Raw genomic sequence first — 22,775 nt, forward strand, 5'->3', positions numbered from 1 at the left:
TATCGGAAAGTAACAATGCATAAACTTTACATAAAAAATATGGTTTGCAGCCGTTGTATTATGGTGGTGCAAAAATTACTTGAAGATTGTGGTCACACAGTTTTGAATGTTCAGTTGGGTGAAGTGACGATTGCAACAACACCTGATAAAATAGAAAAGATACAGTTACAGAATAAATTGAATGAATTGGGTTTTGAATTGATAGATGATATAAAAAGCCGAATCATAGAAAAAATAAAAACATTAATTATTGACTTAGTCCATCACCGTGACGTAGAATTAAAAAAAAATCTATCTGATATATTAAGTGGCAATTTAAATCACGATTACACTTATTTGTCTAATCTTTTTTCAGAAGTAGAGGGCACCACAATAGAAAAGTATTTTATCGCTCAGAAGATTGAACGCGTTAAAGAGCTTTTAGTCTATAATGAATTATCATTAAGTGAAATTGCATATAAGCTCAATTACTCAAGTGTAGCTTATTTGAGTAATCAGTTCAAGAAGATAACCGGTTTAACCCCAAGTCATTTTAAGCAAATAAAAGCCAATAAGCGCAAGCCGCTGGACGAAGTGTAAATATTACAACTTATTTCTATAATACTGTAACATTTTTTGATTTCATTCTTTGCACCTTTGTTGTGTAAAAATGTAGATATGAAAAAGAATGCAGATGACACTATTTTTCTTTCTTTAGAGAATGTAGAAAGCGAGCATTGCGCTCGTATAGTTGATAAAGGCCTGTCGCAGGTTATAGGTGTTGAATCACATCAGGTTGAATTAAATAACAGACGGGCTATTATTACTGTAACAAATAAAGAATCCTTAAAAAACGCCATTGCAACTATTAAAGATCTTGGATATGGAGTAACAACTATCAGGAAAAAGTTTCCTGTTTTAAATATGTCATGTGCTTCATGTGCTGTTAGTGCCGAGAGTATGATTCAATCTGTCAGCGGTGTAATTCAGGCTTCTGTAAACTTTGCCACAGCAGAACTTACGGTTGAATATCTTCCCAATATGACAAATCCACTTGCTTTTCAAAAGGCATTACAATCGGTTGGATATGATTTGTTGATAGAAGAGGATGCTTTGCAACAAAGTAGCCTTGAAACCATACAAGAGGAAAAGTTTAAGGAGTTAAAGCAGAAGACAGTGATGGCTATTGTACTGTCAATTCCTGTTGTTGTTATTGATATGTTTTTTATGAATATGCCTTATGCCAACGAAATTATGTGGCTATTTTCAACTCCTGTAGTGTTGTGGCTTGGTAAAGATTTTTTTATCAATGCATGGAAACAGGCAAAGCATCGTTCTGCCAACATGGATACACTTGTTGCATTAAGTACAGGTATTGGCTATTTATTTAGTGTATTCAATGTATTGTTTTCTCAATTCTGGCTTCAAAGAGGACTTCATGCGCACGTTTATTTTGAAGCTGCAGCGGTTATAGTTGCATTCATTTTACTAGGTAAAATGTTGGAAGAGAAAGCAAAGGGAAATACATCTACTGCTATTAAAAAGCTAATGGGATTGCAGCCTAAAACAGTTGTTGTTATTCATTCAGATGGGACAGAAAGACAAATTTTCGTTGAAGATGTAATTGTTGATGATATCATTCTTGTAAAGCCGGGCGAAAAAATTGCAGTTGATGGTAAACTAATTTCCGGCAGTTCTTACGTAGATGAAAGTATGCTGACAGGAGAGCCTATATCTGTTTTAAAAAGTATAAATGACAAAGTATATGCAGGTACAATTAATCAAAAGGGTAGTTTTCGGTTTAAGGCACTAAAAATCGGAAAAGAAACCATGCTTGCCCATATTATAAAAACAGTGCAGGATGCACAAGGCAGTAGGGCTCCGGTACAAAAACTAGTTGATAAAATTGCTGGAATATTTGTTCCTGTTGTAATAAGCATTTCAATACTAACATTTATTCTCTGGCAAATTTTGGGCAGTGAGAATGGATTGGTGCACGGATTGTTAGCAGCTGTCACAGTGTTGATTATAGCATGTCCATGTGCACTAGGTTTGGCAACACCTACTGCAATTATGGTTGGCGTTGGCAAAGCTGCAGAAAATGGAATTCTTATTAAAGACGCAGAGAGTCTTGAGCTTGCCAAGAAAGTAACTACGGTTGTTTTAGATAAAACCGGCACAATTACTGAGGGTAAACCTGTTGTTACTGATGTTTGTTGGTATAAGGATAATTCAAGTACTGCCTCAATTCTCTATAGCATTGAAAAGAAATCTGAGCATCCGTTAGCAGACGCTGTTGTGAAGTATTTTACTAAATCTGAGGATCTGGAATTAACATCTTTTGAAAGTATTACCGGTAAAGGTGTTAGAGCAACATTTCAAAATGAGAATTATTTTGTTGGAAACGAAAACCTTATTAAAGAGCATAATATTTCTATAGATAATATATTTTTTGAAAAGGCTGCTAAATGGGCTATGGAGTCTAAAACAGTTATCTGGTTTGCTGATAGAATGCAGGTATTGTCCATTATTGCTATTACTGATGCCATAAAGCCAACGTCTGTGTCAGCTATTCAGCAACTGCATAAAATGGGTATAGAGGTTTATATGCTAACCGGTGATAACGAATCTACAGCAAAAAATATTGCTGATAAAACTGGAATTGATAAATTTCAGGCAAGTATGTTGCCGCAACAAAAAGCAGCTTTTATTAAAGATTTACAACAAAAAGGAAAAGTGGTAGCCATGGTTGGAGATGGAATTAACGACAGTACAGCATTGGCAACTGCTGATGTTAGTATTGCAATGGGTAAGGGAAGTGATATTGCAATGGATGTTGCCAAGATGACAATTGTTTCCTCAGATTTAAGTAAGATTCCAATGGCTATTCGTGTGTCAAGACAAACGGTAGCTACTATTAAACAAAACTTGTTCTGGGCATTTATTTATAATGTCATTGGTATTCCAATTGCTGCAGGTATTCTATATCCTGTAAATGGATTTTTATTAAATCCAATGATTGCGGGAGCTGCCATGGCGATGAGTAGTGTAAGCGTTGTTAGTAATAGCTTGAGATTAAAGTGGAAAAAGTACCTGTAAACTATAAAATTAAAAGTTGAAATAGTATAATAATTTGCTTAAGTTTAATTACAAACTTTGCAGACAGAAAAATTACAAATAAATATTCGAATAAAGTGGATAACAAGAAGCACCTTCAATTCAAGACCAACATTAACTGTAGTGGTTGTGTTGCTGCAGTAAAACCTCATTTAGATAAATTAATCAGTAGTGATAGTTGGCAAGTAGATACAAGCAACAAAGACAAAATTCTGTCAGTTGACACAAATACTATTTCAGAAGAAGAAATAATTAATACTGTGCAGAAGGCGGGCTTTAAAATTGAAACAATTATCAAGTAAGGGTCTTATACTGGAATTTGTATAAGACATTTTGAGTTATAGCAACAATATAAGTTGAGTTACTTGAAAAAAAATACCCACCAAACATTTCAGTCAAATCAAATGTTTGGTGGGTAAATATTATCTGTTAAATTATTCAACGATAAAGTGGCCTTTCATAGTACCGTAGTGACCAGGAAAAGAACAAAGGAAATCGTAAGTACCTGCAGAAGGAGCAGTAAACTCAATTTCAGTTGACTCACCACCACCAATTGTTTTAGTGTGTGCAATTACACTGCTTGCCATGTCAGCAGGAATATAATCATTGTCTTTTGCTTTAATAGCAGCTGTTGCAAAGTCTTGTAATGAAGTTCCTGCTGCTAACAATACAAAGTTATGACCCATTGCTTCTTTAGTAGCTGTACCTGTATGTTTTAGAGTGAGTTTTACTGTCTGACCTGCTTTTACAGTAAATTCTGTTTTGTCAAATTTCATATCATCTGTTCCTGTTAATTCCAATACAGCAGGCTCAGTTGGTGGTGCTTCTGCCGGTTGTGCTTCTTCTGTTGCTGCAGGTGTTGTTGTTTCCTGTGCTGGGGTTTCTTTTTGTGATTGGCTACATGCTGCAAACATAAGTGTTGCAGATGCTAATGCTAAAATTGATTTTCTCATTTTAATGTATTTATTTGATTGTTATATATTGTAAATTGTTTGTCGTAATAGTTGAATCAATAACGATTTATTTGTCTTAATAACAGGTGCAAATGTATAGCATCATTTAGTTCTTTCCAAAATACAAGTATTAAACTACCGTTAATTATGAACAAATAGAAAGTCTTATGTTGTTTCATTACATGAGTGCTTTTCAGCTATATAATAACCTAATAATTAAACAGATAAGTAAATAATTTTTAAAAACAATATCAAAAAATGATTTTAATCAATTTGAAAATTTTACATAAATATGGGATTTATGCTTTCTGATTTATCTTGTTTTTAAATTTCAGCATTATAAACATAATGTAAGTAAGTGTCATAAAGAAAATACCGGATATTAAAGCCAGCACACATGCACCGGTAGCATATTGCATAAAATTAGCATGAACTGATTGCAAAGTTATATCAGCCATACTTTGAAACTTTAAATCGTTTGACACAAAGAAACCTCCTAGATAGTAACTAAAATAAATTATTAAAGGAATCATTGGTGGAATACTGATGTTGGCAGCAGTAATAAATAATACTTTATTCAGTCGAAACAAAACTGCTAAAGGAATGCCTACAAGCAATTGAAATCCCCAGATTGGAACTATACCCATAAAAACACCAAATCCAACGGAAAGCGATTTTTTTAAAATGCTTTCATCACTTCTGAAAATCTCATCTTTAATTATTGTGAGAATACCTTTCCTTCTGATGTATTTGAATAAACGTAATGGAAGATAGTAGAAAAGTGTCAGCGTGACCAAATAAGTATTTAGAATACTGATTCTTGTAAAATCGCGAAAAGGGCGGAAATGTGATACCCGCTCTTTCATGTCATAAAGCACTCTGATATTTACAGGAATAATTTTTACATCTTTCCATGCAAGTTTCACTATTACTTCAATTTCAGTCTCAAATTTAGATGTATAAAGCTTTATTTTTTTTAATGCCTCAAGAGGATACAGGCGAAATCCTGTTTGTGTATCAGGTAATTTTTGTCCTGTTTCAACCCAAAACCAAAAGTTAGAAAACTTATTGCCAAAGGAGCTTTTTCCGGGTACAGATTTCTGATTCATATTTCTGGAACCCATCAATAATGTCTTTGGATATTTAAGGGCATACTCAATCATTATAGCAATGTCTTCAGGATAATGCTGACCGTCAGAATCAATTGTAATTGCGTTTTTAAATCCTCTTGTAATAGCCTCGCCAAAACCATTTCGCAATGAATAACCTTTACCAGAATTTGTTTTGTTGTGGAGTAAAACAATTCGTTCTTTATATTGAGTAAGAATTTCTATTGTGTCATCAGTAGAACCATCATTGATGACAATAACATCCTTTCCTGTGCTGAAATTTAAAACACCATCAATAATCTGCTTTAGCGTTTTGGAGTTATTATATGTTGGAATAATAACACAAGCAGCTATGTCAGCCAATTTATTCACTGATAAATGGCTGTCATTTTAAAAAAGCATACACCTTCATCATCAGCAGATGTAACCACTTTGTGTGTTTGGTCTTCTTTAGTAATGTTGATTTTAAATGTAACTTCAGAATTCTTTTCGGGATTCAACACATTTAAAAATTTACTGTTAATGATTTGCTTCAGCTTCACATTTTGCGCAATTGCATTTTTTGTAAGTTCTGATGTTATTTGAATTAACACCACACCTGGCGTAACCGGTTGCCCCGGAAAATGACCTTCAAAAATTTCATGTGAAGGATTTAGTTTTATCCGGTATTCAATATTTTGCCCGGACACTTTATGGATGATAGTGTAGAAATCTTTCAGCACATCAAAAGTTTTTAAATAATGAATCACTGAGTTCTGTGTTTACCATTTGATTTGAGAACTTCATAATATTTCTGTCACCTGATTTTTCGTAGAATGCCAATTCCTCAAGTAATAAATTCTTTTTGTTGAATGAAAGTTGTATATAATCAAAGGCGTTACTCATTCTCTTATTTCTTGGCTTTAGTTTAACAATATATTCTGATTTAGTTTGAAAGTATTGTGGATCGAATTGTTTGCCATTGCTAAAATCGCCATTCACTAAAGTTAACATCAAATCTTTAATCCTTCCAACAACTTGATTATATGAACTGACATCTTTTTCATGATTGTTTTCCTTTACACGTACTTTGTTATTTTCACTGATAAAAACATAGCTTGTTGGTTTTGTTTTTTCCCAACGCAATTTGTTTTCTTTTTTGTAGTAGAAAATACCAAATGATGTTTGAGGCTCTTTTAACGCAGACATAAAACGTTGTTCAACAAAATCAGCTTTAATTGAATTGTTTGAAATGCTGGCTTGTTTGAGCTTTTCTGTAAATTCTTCCGGATTGTTCAAAGGTTCCTGTTGTGCATTAACTAAAACAGGTATCCAGATGAATAGTATAAGTGCAATAGTTAATCTCATTTTTCGATTAATTCAGCTAACGGTTTAATTGTAATGTTATTTTGATTACAATAGTTAATTAAAGCGGGTAATATGGCAAGTGTAATTTCTTTTGTATCATGCAAAAGTACAATTGATCCTTGGTTCAATTGTGAAGTTATTCGGTGTAAAAGCTTCTGCTCATTTTTTTCTGAAGTGTCATAGCTTCTAATGCTCCAGCCAATAGACCTTAGTCCGGTATTTTTCAGTACATATTCATATCTGGGGTTGGTTACTCCAAAAGGAGGCCGGAGATAGGTTACTTTTTCTCCGGTAAGTTCTTCAATTTTTTGGCTGCATTGATTAAATTCTGCCAACAACTTTTGTTTTGAAAACAAACCAATCCCTGCATGATGTGACCATGAGTGATTGCCTAAAGTGTGACCTTTGCTGATAATAAGATTAATAAGGTCAGGATGTTGTTCGGCTTTTTCGCCAATCACAAAAAAAGTTGCTTTCGCACCTGCCAACTCAAGAACATCTAATATTTTTTTAGTGATTTTTGGATCAGGTCCATCATCGAAAGTCAGTGATATACCTTCCGATTTACCAACATTTATTGATTTTATAAAATAGTTCCATTTAATTTGATAAGAACCCAAAGCGGTAATTGTAAGATAAATTAGAATAAGTGCCACCAATAAATAAAAAAACGATTTGTCATGAAAAAGAGATACAAATAATGCGACAATGCAAAGAATAAAAATGGCGGATACAATTTTATGCTTCATTACTTTTTATCATTATGAATCCAGCCCGTTCAGGCAGTAAGGTGTTTAATATTAAAGCTCGATTGTGGCAATTTATCGTTTTACCTTGAACTTGTTTGGTCTTATTGCTAATTATATCAGTTGCAAGATGCATTGCAAAGGCAGAGTTTGTGGTATACAATCCGCAAATTTCAGAATAATTAATGATGCACTTGTTGGGAAATACAGCTTCTATTAAGCGCATCACATCTTTGTTGCGTCCATCATTTAAAATGAAATCAATTTGTTTATTGCCTGTCGTACTCATGAATTCTTTTATTTCATTTTCCAGCGATGAATAAAATGCAGAAGTATGACAGGCTTCAACAACAGCTAAAGTTTTTTCGTTTCTGTTTTTGGAGATTACATAAAACGAGGCACCGCTAGTCAGAGGAAACGTGTTTAACTTAAAATGTGCTGCTATGGGTTGAAGCGCTGCAATAGCCTCGTCTGCACTGCCAACAAGTATATTTCCATCTTTTTCATCAAGCATTAATATGGTGTCGAGCAAAGCATGTTCAAACGACAGACTGTTTTGTGTATGCGTCATGTTATACTGATGGTTGCCAAGCACCAACGAAATCTGTCCAGCGATAGTGTTGTGAGTAGATTGAATGAATGAAGTAGGGGGGAGCAGGCCACCTTCAATGGTAATTGCATTATTTAAAAATTTTTCTGTGTCATAAAGACAACCTAAACCTGTACCTGTAATGATTGCATCAGGTTGTTCTATACCTGCATCTTTTAATGCAAGATTACTGCTGGCAACAGCCATTCTTAGTATCTCACTCATTCGTCTGATTAATGCAGGAGGAACAAACTCTTTATAATCGGGTTTGATTAATGATTCAATCTCTTTTGTTAGTCGAGAAGAAAAGCCTAGGTTAGCAAACGAAGGTTGATGTGAAATTGTGGCAGCAGACTGAATACAATACATAATCAAATGCCAGAAAAAATGAGTGAAGAATTATTTCCGCCAAAACCGAAAGAATTGGACATGACATGTTTTGTTAATGCCGGTGTAGGTTCTGTAACAGGATGCATGAGTGTTTCCGCTAAAGGCTCATTGTAGTTTAATCCGGAGAAGTGCATTGAATTTTTAATTGCAAGAACAGAATATACTGCTTCTATTGCACCGGCTGCAGCCAATGTATGCCCTGTAAAAGCTTTTGTTGAACTAAATGGCGGAATAGATTTACCAAATACATTTTTAATGGCAATGGATTCACTCAGATCATTATTTTTTGTTCCTGTGCCATGTGCATTAATGTAAGATATTTCATCAGGCTCAAGATTTGCTTTATTCAAAGCATTTTTCATTGCAATAGTTGCACCTTTGCCATCAGGCGATGAAGCAGTCTGATGATAAGCATCGGCAGCATTGTGCCATCCTGTTAAAATACAAATGGGGGCATTGTCAGAAATATTTATGCTTTGCTCACTTTCTAATAATAAAAATCCTGCACCTTCACCTAAGTTAAGTCCGTTTCTGTTGTGATCAAATGGCTTGCACCATTCATCATCATAAATCATCAACGACTGAAATCCTTTTATTGTAAAATCTGTTATTGGGTCTGTGCCACCAACCAAAACCCTGTCCAATTTACCTTGTTCTATCATTCGTGCTGCAAGCATAATGGCATTAGCTGCCGATGAACATGCTGTGGATAGTGTATTTATATAACCTGAAAATTTTAGATATGCAGCAATATTTTCAGAGGTATTTCCACTGTCGTGAGTTCTTGTCAGATTATAATCAACAGGCAGATTCTTTAAGACCTGTCTGTAATATTTTTCTGTTTCATCCATACCGCCAACAGAAGTAGATGATATAAAACCAGTACGTAGCTTTTTATCGTGGAAGTTTTTACCCATAGCTTGTTCAGCAGCAATTATTCCAAGTAAAGAAGTTCTTGAAAAATAACCATTAGATATGGATAACATTTGTTTTAGTTCAGCATTTGATTTTGCAATACTTCCGGCTTTAATAGATTTTTGCTCTACCGATAGTTGTAATGTAGTTATACCGCTCTTTTTATTTAATAAAGAACGATAGTTTTCATCAACTGTAAGTCCAATTGCAGAAACTACACCAATGCCGGTAACAAAAACCTTCATCGCAATTTACTTTTTATTTTTCTCAATGTATTCTGCCATAGTATTGATAGAATAGAATACAGATTTACCTTCTTCCGGGTTTGTGAGTTTGATGTGATAGTGTTTGTCTAAAAGCACTATCAATTCCAATGCATCAATCGAATCAAGTCCTAAGCCGCTATCACCGAATAAAGGAGCCTCATCCTTTATGTCTGCCGGTGTATTGTTTTCCAGATTTAATTGTGTAATTAAATGTTTCTTTAATTCTTCTTTTAAATTATCCATTTCACTTTATTATATTATACCAATGTTCAATTAACTTACTATCTAAACTTCCTTGTGATGTTTCTGAGTTTGCTTCTGCAAAGAAAACAAATACATCTATTACAGGAAAAATGTTGACCCAGCCGCAGAGTATCGCTTTAGCTTTTTGCGGAACAAAAATGCCTGCTTGAGAACTGAAATGTTCAGCAGAAAATTGAGGTAGTATGGTAAATAAATTTTCTCCGTACCATTTATTCCTTATTGCTAACTCACCTAATAGTATGTTTGGAAGAGTATAAACAAACTGAGCCGGTGAGGGGCTTTTTTCTACTTTATAAGAATGATTAAACCGCTCATCTGATTCGGAACAAGAGTGACTGTTTGCAAATATTAATGCAATTTCATCATCAGCAAATTTTGATATTTCAGGTGTTGTTTGACAAACCATTTCGGTTGCCAGCCACCCCATTTTTGTAAGTAAATCCATTTTGTAAAACTTAGGATACTCTTTTTTCAGGAAACGGTACAGTTGCATGGAAAGCTCACCAGGCTGCTTGTTATCCCCAGTAAAATATTTTTTACCATTGAGCAAAACTTCGTTTTGGTATATTCTGCAGCAGCCTGTTATTTTCATCTAATTTTTTGCAATAATAATGATGCATTACAGCCCCCAAAACCTGATGCTGTTTTTAAAACGGTAGTCAATGAAGTAGAAACAACTTCTTTTATTAGGTTAAGTTCAACCGTAGTACCTTGGTTATGATAACCGGCAGAAGGAAGTAATGTGTTTTCATGCATACATGCTATGCATAAAGCTGTTTCTATCACACCGGCAGCCCCAAGAGTATGCCCTGTAAATCCTTTGAAGCTGTTTATTGGAATGTGTTGCATATCTAACCTGTTAAAAGCTATGGCTTCCATCTCATCATTAAATACTGTGGCTGTACCATGTGCAGAGATGAAATCAATATCTAAAGGCTTAATGGCTGAAGCGTTAAGTGTTTTATTTATGCAGCGAAATAATCCCTCTCCTGTCCTTGAGGGTCCTGAAATATGATTGGCATCATTGCTTGAGCTCCCACCTAAAAAACACACTGGTGTAGATGTAAAAACATCTTTGCTTGAAGATAATAAAACTGCACCCGCACCTTCACCTAAATTTATTCCTTTTCTTTCGCTATCAAAAGGTTTGCAAGGTTCATCGCTAATGGCATATAGTGATTGAAAACCATAAACAATAAAATCGGATATCATATCAACACCTAATACAATTACATTCTGATATTGATTGTTTTCTATAAAAGCTGCTGCTGCATTGATGGCCATAACACCTGAAGCACAAGCATTGGAAATGATGAATGGAAAATGTTTGAGTTTAAATTTATCATAAAGAAATTTTGCCGGACTGACAATTGCATTTTCAAATCCTATTGACAGATCGCCTTTGGTGGTGCTGATGATAAGGAGTGTTGATTCTTCAGGCAGAAGTTTAGCTTTCGATTTTTGTAATAACTGTTCAATAACTTGTGCAGCCAATGTGTTAAAGTCGGGACGATCCTCTAAAAACATAGAACAATAGAACGATTCACCATTAAAACCATTAGCTGTTATCTTGCTAACACCTGATTTTTTTTCGGCAATCTTATTAAAACAATCTTTTAAATTGCCATTAGGGCCAATTATGGTTTCCGAACCTATATATATCACTGGTTAATGTTTAATGCCTAAAGAATTTTCCCATTCAACATAAAATGGTGGTTTCACCAATTCCATTTCGCGTTCAACTACACTTAGAAAAACCTGTGTGGTATGACCTTTAGCACTAAGTTTTTTGGTAGTTTTATTCAGGATGTCAAAATCAAAAATAATTTTTGCTGATGGTGTCGGGTGAAATTTTGCAATTGCCACAACTTCTTCGCCATAGTTTATTGGTGATTTATGTTCAACCGATGATTTGACAATGGGTGTGAAAAACCCACGATGATAAACATCAAGATAGGAGAGACCATATTTTATTCCAAATGCTTCGCGGGCATCTTCAAAAAAACGCAGGTAATTTCCATGCCATACCACGCCCATTGCATCGGTATCACTGAATCTTACTTTAATTGGAATTTCGACTTGTAAAAGCTGTTTCATGCAAGGGCTATTTTCATTTCACATTCTACCAATAAATTCTCATTACAAGTATTTCTTCCTTTTATTAAAAAAATATTGCCAAGCGTATTAGTGATTTCAATTGTTGTCTTTATGGTTGTGCCATACTCCGGTAATTGATGTACAGTAAGTTTGCTGATAGAACCAATATAACCGATAGATGAGCCTTCATTATTTTGCCGGTTAATATATCCAAAACCTGCAGCACAGGTTTGAGCAATATTTTCTATCAAAGCCGGTTCTGTCAAATATCCGTTTTCGCTAAAAATATTTTCTCCATTTACATGAAAAGAGCTTGAAAATCCTGACTCATTTGCATGAATAAGATTGTCAATCATGACAAACGGGTAGCGCTGTGGAATATAGCTTTTAATATTTTCTTTTTCAATAATCATTGGCTGTAAAAATCGTAATAATTAAACCATTGTTCAGGATATTTTTTCACTTTTTTTTCCAATTCATTAACATATAGTGCTGCAATTTCTTCAGGCAATTTTTTTTCAGTAATAGGCATTGTTGCACTAAGTTCATAGTGAAAGTCATTAGCTTTCAGAGCAAAAACAAAGGTGACAGGTGCATTAAAGCGTGATGCCAGTAAAAAAGGACCATAGGGAAACTTTGCCTTTCCACCCAAAAAATCCAGTTCAATGGTTTTTGTACCCGGCAAATACCTGTCGCCATGCATGGCAATTAGGTCATTGGCGGCTAATGCATTATTTACTTTTACGATATGGGAAAGATCGTCTTTCACAGAAATAATTGAGAATTGTGAACCACCGGTGCTGCTATCCAGATATTGTTTTAGTTTTTTTGCTTCCGCATCAACCATCAATACGTGAATTGTTGACGAAACCCTTGACTTGAGAAGATTTCCGGCTGTTTCCCAGTTGCCAATATGTGCACTGATGAGTATGCCACCTTTTTTCTGCTCTTGCATTTCAACAAGAAAATTCTCATTTTCAAAATCATGACTGAAAACATTGCCTTTTCCAAGTAAGAAAGCCGTACGGTCAACTAAGGTCTGCCCAAGGAAATAAAAATTTCTTCTACATAGGTTTCTAGCAGTATTAATATTAACCCCTAAAGCTTTTTGATAAAAATTTATGAGAATTTTCTTAGGCTTTGAAGCGAATAAAAAATAGTAGTAAGTAACAAATCGCAAAAGAAAGTAAGCGGCTTTAACACCACCAAATTGAATAAGGGAAATAAAAATGCGATAACCAAAAACAGTGCCTCTGCTACGGCCGTCCCATTGTGCCATTGTATCAGGCCATAGCGGTAAGTTTGCGCTCTACAAAATTGTAGAAATCTTCAAACGTGCTGATGCTTTTAAAATCTTCTCCTGAAGTTTTAAAACCAAAATTTTCTTCTATTACAACAACCAGATCAACATAATCAAGACTGTCTAATTCTAAAGTATCTTTCAGATTTTTCTGATTTTCTATTAAAGTTTCATCTACTTCAAATTCTTCCGATAAAAAACGTTTTGTAGTTTTTATTATTTCTTCTCTGTTCATTCAGTTGATAAAATAGGAGGGAGTGATATTTTCTGCAAAGATAATTTTTGATGAAGAAATATCAAAGCATTTGTTAAATCAAGTTATGTTTTTATGCAGCCGGCATTGTCATTTCTTCAACCCATTTGTACTATTAACATCGTGATTTTGTGCCCGAGAGTGGTATTGAGCCAATGGTTTTTTTGATTTGAATGGGATTTCTATCCTATATTTATAAACAAATTCATTTGTCTGCAACTGATGTCAAACATCTAAATTGCCTTCAGCAAAAGTCAAAAGTCTTGTAAACTAACACGATTACATGCTACAACTTTTATTTCGGTTTATTTTTCGTCTAAAACTTATTAACAATTCAATTTTAAGAGTAACACTTGCTTTACTTTTGAACGCATTAAACCTGAGCCACAGTGTTAGCCAATATTGCCAAGAGAATTTTACCGGATGCTACCAGACAAATGGTATCGGATTTTTATTACGAGCAAAAGTTATTTAAAGCTGCCCGCTCAATTGCCATGGTTAAAGGACCTGCTGAGGTGCTTGATGAAAATCATTTTGAGCCTTTGTTTAATCAGTTTCCGGTAGGTGACCCTGTGTTGTATGATGCCGTTTCAATCAGAGAAAGAGGAATTCAACGTGCCGAAGATTTAATTGGTATAATGCATAATCACACCAGGACATCCTACAATAAAATACTTGAGTTAGGTGCCGGTGATGGCATGGTAAGTTCTTCATTACAGGAGCGCGGCAAACAGGTTACAGCCATTGAATTTAGAGATGATGACTTTGACCAGCGTGCACACGATTCCGGGGTGAACCTGATGAAAATGGATGCTGCAGAACTTCAGTTTGAAGACCATTCATTCGATTTTATTTTTTCATATAACTGCTTCGAACATTTTCCTGACCCGCAAAAAGTGTTTGAGGAATCAATCCGAGTCTTAAAACCGGGTGGATTAATTTTTGTACACTTTGCCCCATTATATCATTCCCCTTATGGTGCTCATGCCTATAATTTTGTTGGCATACCCTATTGTCATTTTTTGTTCGATAAGCATTTTCTAAATAGCTGGATAAATATGTATGTCAATGATAAATTCAGCATTGATGCTACTCTAAACCGATGGCATATTGACCAATTCAGAAAGTTGTTTAAACAGACTTTCCAGAATAAATGTAAAATCAGCTATTACAAAGAGTCGCATTCACCATATTTTCTGGACTTGGTAATTAAACACCCTCAATGCTTCAAAAACAAAATTATGAGCATGGATGATTTAATTATCAGTGAAATAAAAGCAGTTTTTGTGAAGCAGTAATTACCGGACTTTTTTACTGAATTTCCAGCGACCTTTTTCGTCAATAAGTTTTCCAAAGAATAACACTCCACAAATTGCCCCTATACCGTTGGCTAAAAAATCAAACCAACTGCCACTTCTGTCCGTGTAAAAGTAGGATTGCATCAACTCTAAACTTCCTCCATAAATAACGCCAATTGTTATAGCAAGCAAGTTGTGAGAATGCACTCCATTAGATATAAGAAGCCAGGCTTTTTTTAAGAGTACAATGAGTATGAAAAATAATGTAAAATGAACCATCTTATCCACCGAAAATAATTCAGCCCATGAGTATTGGGGTAGATTTTTACCGGGAATGGCACAGAGAATAAAAATAAATAAACCCCAAATTATGGGTGCAAAGTAATGACGACTCATTAAATGGTATCAGGCACCTGCAATTGCAGCATAGCCTTCAGCGGTAAGAAGGACGCTTAGTTGTGAGGCATCAGCTATTTTTACTTTTACCATCCAACCATTACCATAGGGGTCTTTATTTACACTATCCGGTGCATCTGTAAGTTTTGGATTTATTTCAACAATGGTACCATCAACAGGCATAAATAAATCAGACACAGTTTTTACGGCTTCAACAGTTCCAAAAACTTCGTCCTTTTTTAAAGATTCATTTAAGGTGTTGATGTCAACATAAACAATGTCGCCCAACTCGCCTTGTGCAAAGTCGGTAATTCCAATTGTTGCCATGTCGCCATCTATTTTAATCCACTCATGTTCTTTGGTGTATTTTAAATCAGCAGGTAGGTTCATATTTGTTATTTTATTGTTGAATTGTTTTGCAAAATTAATTTTTAAAATAAAGTTTTAAAAATTTAAACCAGTTTGAATTTTTTGTAACCTTCAATAACTTTGTTGGCAGCAATATCCCAACTGATTTCTTCAAGATCTTTTTGTGCATCTTTAACAACCTGATTGTGCAGGATGTCGTTATCCAATAAGCCAAGCAAGTATTCAGCAGCCTGATTGATGTCCCAAAAATCAAATTTCAGCGCACCGGAAAGAACTTCAGATACACCTGATTGTTTGCTGATGACAACAGGTACATCAAACTGTACAGCTTCCACGGCAGAAAGACCGAATGGTTCACTCACCGATGGCATACAATAGGCATCAGCAATGGAAAGCAGATAGCGTACTTTGTCTAATCCAAGAAATCCAGCAAGGTGAAAGCGATGGCCTATTTTGTTCTGTGCAACTTTTTCTAAAATTCTGCTCTGTGCATCACCTGTACCGGCCATGATAAATCGCACATTTTGATTTTTTTCTAAAACTTTAGCGGCAATATCTACAAAATATTCCGGACCTTTTTGCCTTGTTAAACGTCCTACAAAAAGTACTATTTTCTCTTTATAAGGGCTTTTACTTCTAAATGGTTTTACCTCTCTGATGCCATTATGCACAGGGAATATTTTTCTGTAGTCAATACCATAATATTCGTTGATGATATTTCCGGTGAAGTTACTCACAGGCATCAGCACATCTGCTTCAAGCATGCCTCTTTTTTCCATCTGATAAACCCATCCTTGACTGTTTACACCGCCACGGTCAACTTCCAGAGAATGTACATGAACCACCAAGGGTTTACCACTTTGTTTTTTTATTTCCATTCCTGCCAACATGGTCATCCAATCGTGAGCATGGATAATATCAAAATCCAATGTCAGAGCTAAACGTGCAGCAAGTTCGCCAAAAACCGTAACTTTTTCTATAACATCACCTCCATAAAGATCGTCAATATGAAAAACTTTTGCATGGCGATTGCCAATCTTTACCTCTTTCATGTATTGCGATTCCACATCAATACCCGGTATTTCGAAGGCTGCTTTTCTGTCTGTATAGTATGGATTTAAGGCAGATGGAATAAAATGTACATCTTCAAAAGTTTTATATTCTTCCTTATAGTTAACTTGTTTAAGGGTTCTTGAATCTATTGTATTCAGCCCAATGAGGTTAAGGTCTTTAATTACAAAATCAGGATTACTTTTAGGGATAACCATGGACACTTTTGCGTGCTTTACCATAGCCAGACACAGGTCATGGCAGGCAACACCAAGTCCACCGTTTATTACCGGTGGAAATTCCCATCCTAGCATTAAAACTTTTGGTTTCCGCATAATTGTTAATTTATCAGCATAAAATCAGCTGAAAAATATTTTGATTTTTCAATGGGCAAAAATAAGGTAAAGAATGATTGAATATTACTGAATTATTAATGTTTGATTAACAATAGTTGTTAAGAATAGAATGATGGGGTTATGCACATTCTGCTTTTGATATTCAGCAGTAGTGAATCATGTTATATTGAGTTAGATTCTATAATTTCACGCCTTCGAATAAAAACATTTTTTCAGAGCAAATGAGATTAAAAAATTATATTGCCGGAGAGTGGGTTGAAGGCACCGGTAGTGGAACACCATTGTTTCATGCAGTTACAGGTGAACAAATAGCCATAGCTTCTTCCCAAGGACTAGATTTTAAAGCTATGTTAGAATATGCAAGAACTGTGGGCGGACCAGCACTGCGTGCTTTAACTTTTCATGAGAGGTCAAGGAAGCTAAAAGCATTGGCAATGCACCTAATGGCTAAGAAAGAAATATTTTATCAACTATCGGCAGCTACAGGTGCTACCCGAACCGACTCCTGGATTGATATTGAAGGAGGTATTGGAACCTTGTTTGCCTATGCCAGTAAGGGCAGGCGCGAGTTGCCGGATGAAACTTTTCTGGTAGAAGGAAATATAGAGCCATTATCAAAGAATGGAACATTTATCGGTCAGCATATTTGCGTGCCTCTTGAAGGTGTTGCCATTCACATCAATGCTTTTAATTTCCCTTGCTGGGGAATGCTCGAAAAGTTGGCTCCAACAATTGTTGCCGGCATGCCTGCCATTATCAAGCCTGCCACCGCAACCTCATATCTTACAGAGTTGATGGTGAAAGAAATTATTGCCTCTGGCATATTGCCTGCCGGTGCATTGCAATTGATTTGTGGCAGTGCCGGAGATATTTTAGACCATGTAAACTGTCAGGATGTGGTGACTTTTACAGGAAGTGCAGAAACCGGACGTATGCTGCGTCAGAAGCCTGCCATAATTGACAATTCAGTGCGTTTTACCATGGAAGCCGACTCATTAAATTGCAGTATCTTGGGTCAGGATGCCTCACCCGATACAGAAGAGTTTAAGCTTTTTATAAAGGAAGTCGCACGCGAAATGACTGCTAAGTCAGGACAAAAATGTACAGCTATCAGAAGAACAATTGTTCCTTCAAAATATGCTGATGAAGTAGCAAATGCGCTTAAAAAGAGATTGACAGATATTCGCTTAGGCAATCCATCTGTTGAAGGGGTTCGTATGGGGCCATTGGCAAGCAAAAGCCAGGTTAAAGATGTAACCGCTCAAGTCTCCAAACTTATGAATGTGTGTGAGGTAGCTTTTGGCGATCTTAAAAACTTTGAAGTTACAGGTGCAGATAAAGAAAAAGGAGCTTTTATGCCTTCGATGCTTTTGTATTGTAAAAAACCATTGGCATCAGCCGAGCCACATGATATTGAAGCATTTGGTCCTGTCACTACCATTATGCCTTATGATAGTACTGAGGAGTCTATTACATTAGCTAAAATGGGCAAAGGCAGTCTTGTAGGCTCTTTGTTCACTGCTGATGATAATATTGCCAGACAGGTTGTTTTAAATACTGCTGCATATCATGGTAGAATGTTAGTTATCAATCGTCACAGTGCAGCCGAAAGTACAGGGCATGGTTCACCTATGCCACAACTTATTCATGGTGGTCCGGGTCGTGCCGGTGGTGGAGAAGAAATGGGAGGAATAAGAGGGGTGAAGCATTTTATGCAGCGAACGGCTTTACAAGGCTCACCTACAACGCTTTCAAATATTTGCAATACCTTCCTTAAAGGAGCAGCCATTACAGAAGATATAATCCACCCATTCAGAAAATATTTCGATGACCTTAAAATTGGCGATACATTAATCACTCATAAAAGAACCATTACAGAAGCTGATATTGTAAACTTTGCCGGAATTAGTGGTGATAATTTTTATGCACATACCGATGAAACTTCACTCGAAGGCTCTATTTTTGAAAGAAGGGTAGCCCATGGCTATTTCATTATTTCGGCAGCCGCAGGCTTGTTCGTTGACCCAAAGAAAGGTCCTGTATTGGCAAATTATGGATTGGATAATTTACGCTTTACGCAGCCTGTATATGTAGGTGATACCATTCAGGTAAGATTAACTTGTAAGTCGAAAACCAAAAAGGAAGACCGCGAAGGTCAAGTGCCGCAAGGAGTAGTAGAATGGGATGTGGAAGTAACCAATCAACGCGGAGAAACCGTAGCCGTTGAAACGGTTCTTACATTGGTGGCACGAAAAATGTAAGGTTTTAAGAAAAAAGATTAAAATTCATGAAAGTTTTTTTTACAATTTGGCTGTGTTTTGTTTTTAGCCTGACAGCATTTTCGCAAAATGAATATAATAATTTTGTTGTTGAACGCAAAAATGTTCAAAAACAAATTGATGAAATGCTCAAGTCTGACAAGGCATTTAAGAACAAAAATGCAACAGCAGAATTTCAGGCTTTAATACGCAAACTTCTTGAGCTTGATGATAAAATTATTCTATCTGCAAACTACACTGTGAATATTTTGCAGAATGAAAACAAGGATCTTGAAAAACAGGCTAACCTGAAACCAAAAACTATCATAAAAACTGTTCATGGCAAAACAGTAACAGTTGCCAACGACAGTATTTATGATGCACTCTTTATTGCGCAAAACAGGGTATCCAACCTCAATGATGCCTTAAAAGCTAAGGATGGCGCCTTTGGCCAGCTTTTAAACAAATCAGACAGTCTGATTATAACTAATAAAACCTTACAGGCACGATTTGATGCTTTAATGGCTGACAACAAAGCTTTGAATGAGAAAAACATTGTGCTAATTGTATTCAACTCTTTAGTTGCTGTAGGGCTCATACTTTCCTTGTTTTTTCTACTGAGAAAACCCGTTGCCAAAAAAATGCTGTTGAACACTCCTGATAATGAAAAACCAGCAGCAAAAATTGAACAAAGCAGAGTAGTGCAGCAAGTTCCTGTTGCAATGTCTGTTGAACTAAAACCTGAACCGGTCATAAAAGTATCGCCTGAAGGAATCTTGTCAGCTTCGCATGATGCTTTGGATTTTAAACTCGATCAGATAGAGAAACTGGCGCGCCTGAAAGAGAAAGGCTACCTTACAGATGAAGAATTTAATGTCCAGAAACGTCAAATCCTTGGTGTTTGATTTTATAGTCATTTTGGACTTTATAAAAAACTGCCGTAAGGTGGTTTCATAACATTACAATTATTTAAGTGAATGATAATAGTCAGCCGATTTTCTAATTGAAGGAAAAAGGTGCGGAACGCTTTTGTTTTGTTAATAACACTGAAAATGTATTGAACAATTTGATTTTTGATTTCATAAATATGGTTACTTTTGCAGCCTTAAATCAAAATTTCAATCATGCCATATTTATTTACTTCAGAGTCGGTATCAGAAGGACATCCTGATAAAGTAGCCGATCAGATTTCAGACGCTTTAATTGATAATTTTTTAGCATACGACTCAACTTCAAAAGTTGCTTGCGAAACTTTAGTAACTACAGGTCAGGTAGTGCTTGCAGGTGAGGTAAAATCAAATGCTTATTTAGATGTTCAGGATATTGCACGAAAAGTTATCAAGGAAATTGGTTATACTAAGAGTGAGTATATGTTTGAAGCACACTCTTGCGGAGTGTTTTCTGCTATACACGAACAGAGTACAGACATCAATCAGGGAGTAGAGCGCAAGAAGCCCGAAGAGCAAGGTGCAGGTGATCAGGGAATGATGTTTGGATATGCCTGCCGCGAGACAGACACCTACATGCCTTTAGCCATTGAGCTGGCACATTTATTACTTCGCGAACTTTCTGCTATTCGCAGAGAAGGTAAGGTAATGAAATATCTTCGTCCTGATGCAAAATCTCAGGTAACTATTGAGTATAGTGATGATAACAAGCCTCAACGTATTGATGCTATCGTGATTTCTACGCAGCATGATGACTTTGCAAAAGAAGCAGCCATGCAAAAACAAATCAAACAAGATGTTATCAATATTTTAATTCCACGTATTCTTAAAAAACTGCCTAAGAGAGTTCAGGTGTTGTTTAATGATAAAATTAAATATCACGTTAATCCAACAGGAAAATTTGTGATTGGCGGACCACATGGTGATACCGGACTTACAGGCAGAAAAATTATTGTGGATACTTATGGCGGAAAAGGTGCACATGGTGGTGGTGCTTTTAGTGGAAAAGATCCTTCAAAAGTTGACCGCAGTGCAGCTTATGCAACACGACATATTGCAAAGCATCTTGTAGCTGCAGGTGTATGTGACGAAGTTCTTGTGCAGGTAGCTTATGCTATTGGAGTAGCACAACCCGTTGGTTTGTATGTAAACACCTATGGTACTGCAAAGGTAAAAATGACTGATGGTGAGATATCCAATAAACTTTCAAAGATGAAAGAGTTTGATATGCGTCCATATTTTATTGAGAAACGTTTTAATCTTCGTTCCCCAATTTATTTAGAGACGGCAGCATACGGTCACATGGGTCGCGAATCTAAAACAGTTGAAAAAGTTTACAATAAAGGACAAGCAAACGAGAAAAAGATTAAAGTAAAACTTTTTCCATGGGAAGAGCTAAATGCAATTAACGAAACAAAAAAAGTTTTTGGAATCAAATAAGCAAAAGCCCCGCAAGGGGCTTTTTTATTGATGTTTATTATTAATTTGAAACAAAACAATTGCTATCAGCCAAAAAGCATTTTAAAATAAAAAGACGGCTTACGCAGCTTTTCTCTTAAATCAATATCATCAAACATGCAACTAATGGTCTGACGAAAAGTTTCGTTTTTCGATGCTTTATTAACTACAAAATTAAATAGTGTTGGATAGTTGCACAGCCTCTGAAGCGTATGGCTCAATTTTAGTTCATTCCAAAGCCTGTTGTAGATGAATTGATCATAGCCCGACAATAGACTATCAGAATAGTCGCTGTTGCTTACAGCATCACGCGCTGTTTCGGCTGCACGCATACCACAATACATGGCATTGCTGATACCCTCACCACTGAATGGGTCAATCATACTTGCTGCATCTCCGCATAAAATGATTCTGCTGCCGGATAATTTTCTTTTTTTAGAACCCAAAGGCAATCCCCAACCATCAATGTTGCCGATAATGTTTGCATCTTTAAAACGATCTTTTATGGAAGGATTGTTCTTAATGGCAAGCTGCATGGCTTCTTTCAGATTTACTTTTTTTGAGCTTATAGCATGTGTCAGCATACCAGCGCCAACATTGGCCATGCCATTGGGCAGCGGGAATATCCAAAAGTATCCGGGTAACATTTCTTTAAGAAAATGGAGCTCAATAAAATTCTCTTTGTGAAATCCTTTTACACCTGAATAATATGCTCTTACGCCTCCGCAATAATGTCTGGCATCGAGTTTATGATCCGGAAATAATTTATTGAAAATGCTATGTGCACCGTCACAGGCAATAACCAACGAGGAACTTACATTGTACGTTTCATTTCGTTGTGTATTTATAACATTCAGTGTAACTTCTTCTTCTCTTTTTGTTATTTTCTTTACTTCATAGCCTTGCAGGAAATTGCAATACTCGGGGTTTAATAATTTAATAAGTGAGTAATCGAAATCAATACGCTTACTCACATAACCGGGAGCATGATTTATGGTAGAATGTACAGATTTAAATGGCACTTCTAAAGTTTTGCCATTAGGTGCACCAAATAATATTCCATTGCTTCCAAGACAATTTTCGTTTTGTACTAATAACTCTTGAATCAAACCGGGATTAAGCTTTTTCAAAACAGGTAAAACTTTCCCGCTTAATGCATCGCCACAAATTTTGTCACGCGGAAAAACAGCTTTATCAATGAGTGTATGTTTAATGCCAAACGAAGAAAGAAACATGGATGCAGTTGCACCTGCAGGACCAGCACCTACTATTGTTATGTTGTCTTTTAATGGCTCAGTTTTATTCAGCACAATAATTC

25 protein-coding genes are annotated in these 22,775 nt (G+C 35.8%); 7 read left to right on the forward strand and 18 right to left on the reverse strand.

Going from position 1 to position 22,775, the window contains the following annotated elements:
- The first annotated feature begins 15 nt into the window (after window positions 1-15).
- The 3 genes from V9G42_14145 to V9G42_14155 all read left to right on the forward strand — a co-directional run bounded on the left by V9G42_14145 (window position 16) and on the right by V9G42_14155 (window position 3,398).
- Window positions 16-579: an AraC family transcriptional regulator gene (locus V9G42_14145; GenBank protein ID MEI2760566.1), complete on the forward strand. Its 564-nt coding sequence runs from the start codon at window positions 16-18 to the stop codon at window positions 577-579.
- Window positions 580-657: 78 nt separating this feature from the next.
- Window positions 658-3,078, forward strand: coding sequence for a heavy metal translocating P-type ATPase (locus V9G42_14150; protein MEI2760567.1), 2,421 nt, complete (start codon window positions 658-660; stop codon window positions 3,076-3,078).
- A 95-nt stretch (window positions 3,079-3,173) separates the two neighbouring features.
- Entirely contained in the window at window positions 3,174-3,398 is a 225-nt protein-coding gene (locus V9G42_14155) for a heavy-metal-associated domain-containing protein (protein ID MEI2760568.1), read from the forward strand.
- 132 nt (window positions 3,399-3,530) lie between these two features.
- Here V9G42_14155 and V9G42_14160 read toward each other — a convergent pair whose 3' ends face one another.
- The 14 genes from V9G42_14160 to V9G42_14225 form a co-directional block, all read right to left on the reverse strand.
- Window positions 3,531-4,049: an azurin gene (locus tag V9G42_14160; GenBank protein MEI2760569.1), complete on the reverse strand. Its 519-nt coding sequence runs from the start codon at window positions 4,047-4,049 to the stop codon at window positions 3,531-3,533.
- 299 nt (window positions 4,050-4,348) lie between these two features.
- Window positions 4,349-5,530: a DUF2062 domain-containing protein gene (locus tag V9G42_14165; protein ID MEI2760570.1), complete on the reverse strand. Its 1,182-nt coding sequence runs from the start codon at window positions 5,528-5,530 to the stop codon at window positions 4,349-4,351.
- Window positions 5,527-5,880, reverse strand: a complete 354-nt coding sequence (locus tag V9G42_14170; GenBank protein MEI2760571.1) for a 3-hydroxyacyl-ACP dehydratase — start codon at window positions 5,878-5,880, stop codon at window positions 5,527-5,529. The genes V9G42_14165 and V9G42_14170 overlap by 4 nt, the downstream gene beginning before the upstream one ends.
- Window position 5,881: 1 nt before the next feature.
- Window positions 5,882-6,505 (reverse strand): outer membrane lipoprotein carrier protein LolA, encoded by a 624-nt coding sequence (locus tag V9G42_14175; GenBank protein MEI2760572.1) that lies wholly within the window; start codon window positions 6,503-6,505, stop codon window positions 5,882-5,884.
- Window positions 6,502-7,254, reverse strand: coding sequence for a polysaccharide deacetylase family protein (locus V9G42_14180; GenBank protein ID MEI2760573.1), 753 nt, complete (start codon window positions 7,252-7,254; stop codon window positions 6,502-6,504). Before V9G42_14180 ends, V9G42_14175 begins: the two co-directional genes overlap by 4 nt.
- Window positions 7,244-8,209, reverse strand: a complete 966-nt coding sequence (locus tag V9G42_14185) for a beta-ketoacyl synthase chain length factor (protein ID MEI2760574.1) — start codon at window positions 8,207-8,209, stop codon at window positions 7,244-7,246. The genes V9G42_14180 and V9G42_14185 overlap by 11 nt, the downstream gene beginning before the upstream one ends.
- A gap of 2 nt (window positions 8,210-8,211) precedes the next feature.
- Window positions 8,212-9,390, reverse strand: a complete 1,179-nt coding sequence (locus V9G42_14190; protein ID MEI2760575.1) for a beta-ketoacyl-[acyl-carrier-protein] synthase family protein — start codon at window positions 9,388-9,390, stop codon at window positions 8,212-8,214.
- 6 nt (window positions 9,391-9,396) lie between these two features.
- A complete protein-coding gene (locus tag V9G42_14195; GenBank protein ID MEI2760576.1) occupies window positions 9,397-9,654 on the reverse strand; it encodes a phosphopantetheine-binding protein in 258 nt (85 codons plus the stop codon).
- Between the two features lies 1 nt (window position 9,655).
- Complete coding sequence (locus tag V9G42_14200) at window positions 9,656-10,267, reverse strand: hypothetical protein (protein MEI2760577.1); 612 nt, start codon at window positions 10,265-10,267, stop codon at window positions 9,656-9,658.
- The gene (locus V9G42_14205) at window positions 10,264-11,340 is read right to left on the reverse strand and encodes a beta-ketoacyl synthase N-terminal-like domain-containing protein (protein MEI2760578.1); all 1,077 of its coding nucleotides are present in this window, start codon (window positions 11,338-11,340) and stop codon (window positions 10,264-10,266) included. The genes V9G42_14200 and V9G42_14205 overlap by 4 nt, the downstream gene beginning before the upstream one ends.
- Window positions 11,341-11,343: 3 nt before the next feature.
- On the reverse strand, window positions 11,344-11,772 hold the full coding sequence (locus V9G42_14210) for an acyl-CoA thioesterase (GenBank protein ID MEI2760579.1): 429 nt from the start codon (window positions 11,770-11,772) through the stop codon (window positions 11,344-11,346).
- Window positions 11,769-12,185 (reverse strand): hypothetical protein, encoded by a 417-nt coding sequence (locus V9G42_14215; protein MEI2760580.1) that lies wholly within the window; start codon window positions 12,183-12,185, stop codon window positions 11,769-11,771. The genes V9G42_14210 and V9G42_14215 overlap by 4 nt, the downstream gene beginning before the upstream one ends.
- Window positions 12,182-13,051: a lipid A biosynthesis acyltransferase gene (locus V9G42_14220; protein ID MEI2760581.1), complete on the reverse strand. Its 870-nt coding sequence runs from the start codon at window positions 13,049-13,051 to the stop codon at window positions 12,182-12,184. Before V9G42_14220 ends, V9G42_14215 begins: the two co-directional genes overlap by 4 nt.
- A gap of 4 nt (window positions 13,052-13,055) precedes the next feature.
- Window positions 13,056-13,307 carry a phosphopantetheine-binding protein gene (locus tag V9G42_14225; GenBank protein MEI2760582.1) on the reverse strand — a complete coding sequence of 84 codons (252 nt, stop codon included), beginning with the start codon at window positions 13,305-13,307 and terminating at the stop codon, window positions 13,056-13,058.
- Window positions 13,308-13,714: 407 nt separating this feature from the next.
- Between V9G42_14225 and V9G42_14230 the strand changes: the two genes are divergently transcribed.
- Window positions 13,715-14,623, forward strand: coding sequence for a class I SAM-dependent methyltransferase (locus V9G42_14230; protein MEI2760583.1), 909 nt, complete (start codon window positions 13,715-13,717; stop codon window positions 14,621-14,623).
- Here the strand turns inward: V9G42_14230 and V9G42_14235 are convergent, their stop codons facing one another.
- The 3 genes from V9G42_14235 to V9G42_14245 form a co-directional block, all read right to left on the reverse strand.
- Window positions 14,624-15,019 (reverse strand): VanZ family protein, encoded by a 396-nt coding sequence (locus V9G42_14235; protein MEI2760584.1) that lies wholly within the window; start codon window positions 15,017-15,019, stop codon window positions 14,624-14,626.
- Window positions 15,020-15,028: 9 nt separating this feature from the next.
- Window positions 15,029-15,409, reverse strand: coding sequence for a glycine cleavage system protein GcvH (gcvH, locus tag V9G42_14240; GenBank protein ID MEI2760585.1), 381 nt, complete (start codon window positions 15,407-15,409; stop codon window positions 15,029-15,031).
- 62 nt (window positions 15,410-15,471) lie between these two features.
- A complete protein-coding gene (locus V9G42_14245) occupies window positions 15,472-16,773 on the reverse strand; it encodes a glycosyltransferase (protein MEI2760586.1) in 1,302 nt (433 codons plus the stop codon).
- A gap of 242 nt (window positions 16,774-17,015) precedes the next feature.
- Here V9G42_14245 and paaZ point away from each other — a divergent pair, with 242 nt between their 5' ends.
- The 3 genes from paaZ (at window position 17,016) to metK (ending at window position 21,439) form a co-directional block, all read left to right on the forward strand.
- On the forward strand, window positions 17,016-19,055 hold the full coding sequence (gene paaZ, locus V9G42_14250) for a phenylacetic acid degradation bifunctional protein PaaZ (protein ID MEI2760587.1): 2,040 nt from the start codon (window positions 17,016-17,018) through the stop codon (window positions 19,053-19,055).
- A 26-nt stretch (window positions 19,056-19,081) separates the two neighbouring features.
- A complete protein-coding gene (locus tag V9G42_14255) occupies window positions 19,082-19,957 on the forward strand; it encodes an SHOCT domain-containing protein (GenBank protein ID MEI2760588.1) in 876 nt (291 codons plus the stop codon).
- A 219-nt stretch (window positions 19,958-20,176) separates the two neighbouring features.
- Window positions 20,177-21,439, forward strand: coding sequence for a methionine adenosyltransferase (gene metK / locus V9G42_14260; GenBank protein MEI2760589.1), 1,263 nt, complete (start codon window positions 20,177-20,179; stop codon window positions 21,437-21,439).
- A 65-nt stretch (window positions 21,440-21,504) separates the two neighbouring features.
- Here the strand turns inward: metK and V9G42_14265 are convergent, their stop codons facing one another.
- Window positions 21,505-22,767, reverse strand: a complete 1,263-nt coding sequence (locus V9G42_14265; GenBank protein ID MEI2760590.1) for a geranylgeranyl reductase family protein — start codon at window positions 22,765-22,767, stop codon at window positions 21,505-21,507.
- Window positions 22,768-22,775 lie beyond the last annotated feature (8 nt).

The sequence above is a fragment of the Bacteroidia bacterium genome, from assembly GCA_037045145.1.
Taxonomy (GTDB): Bacteria; Bacteroidota; Bacteroidia; order AKYH767-A; family OLB10; genus OLB10.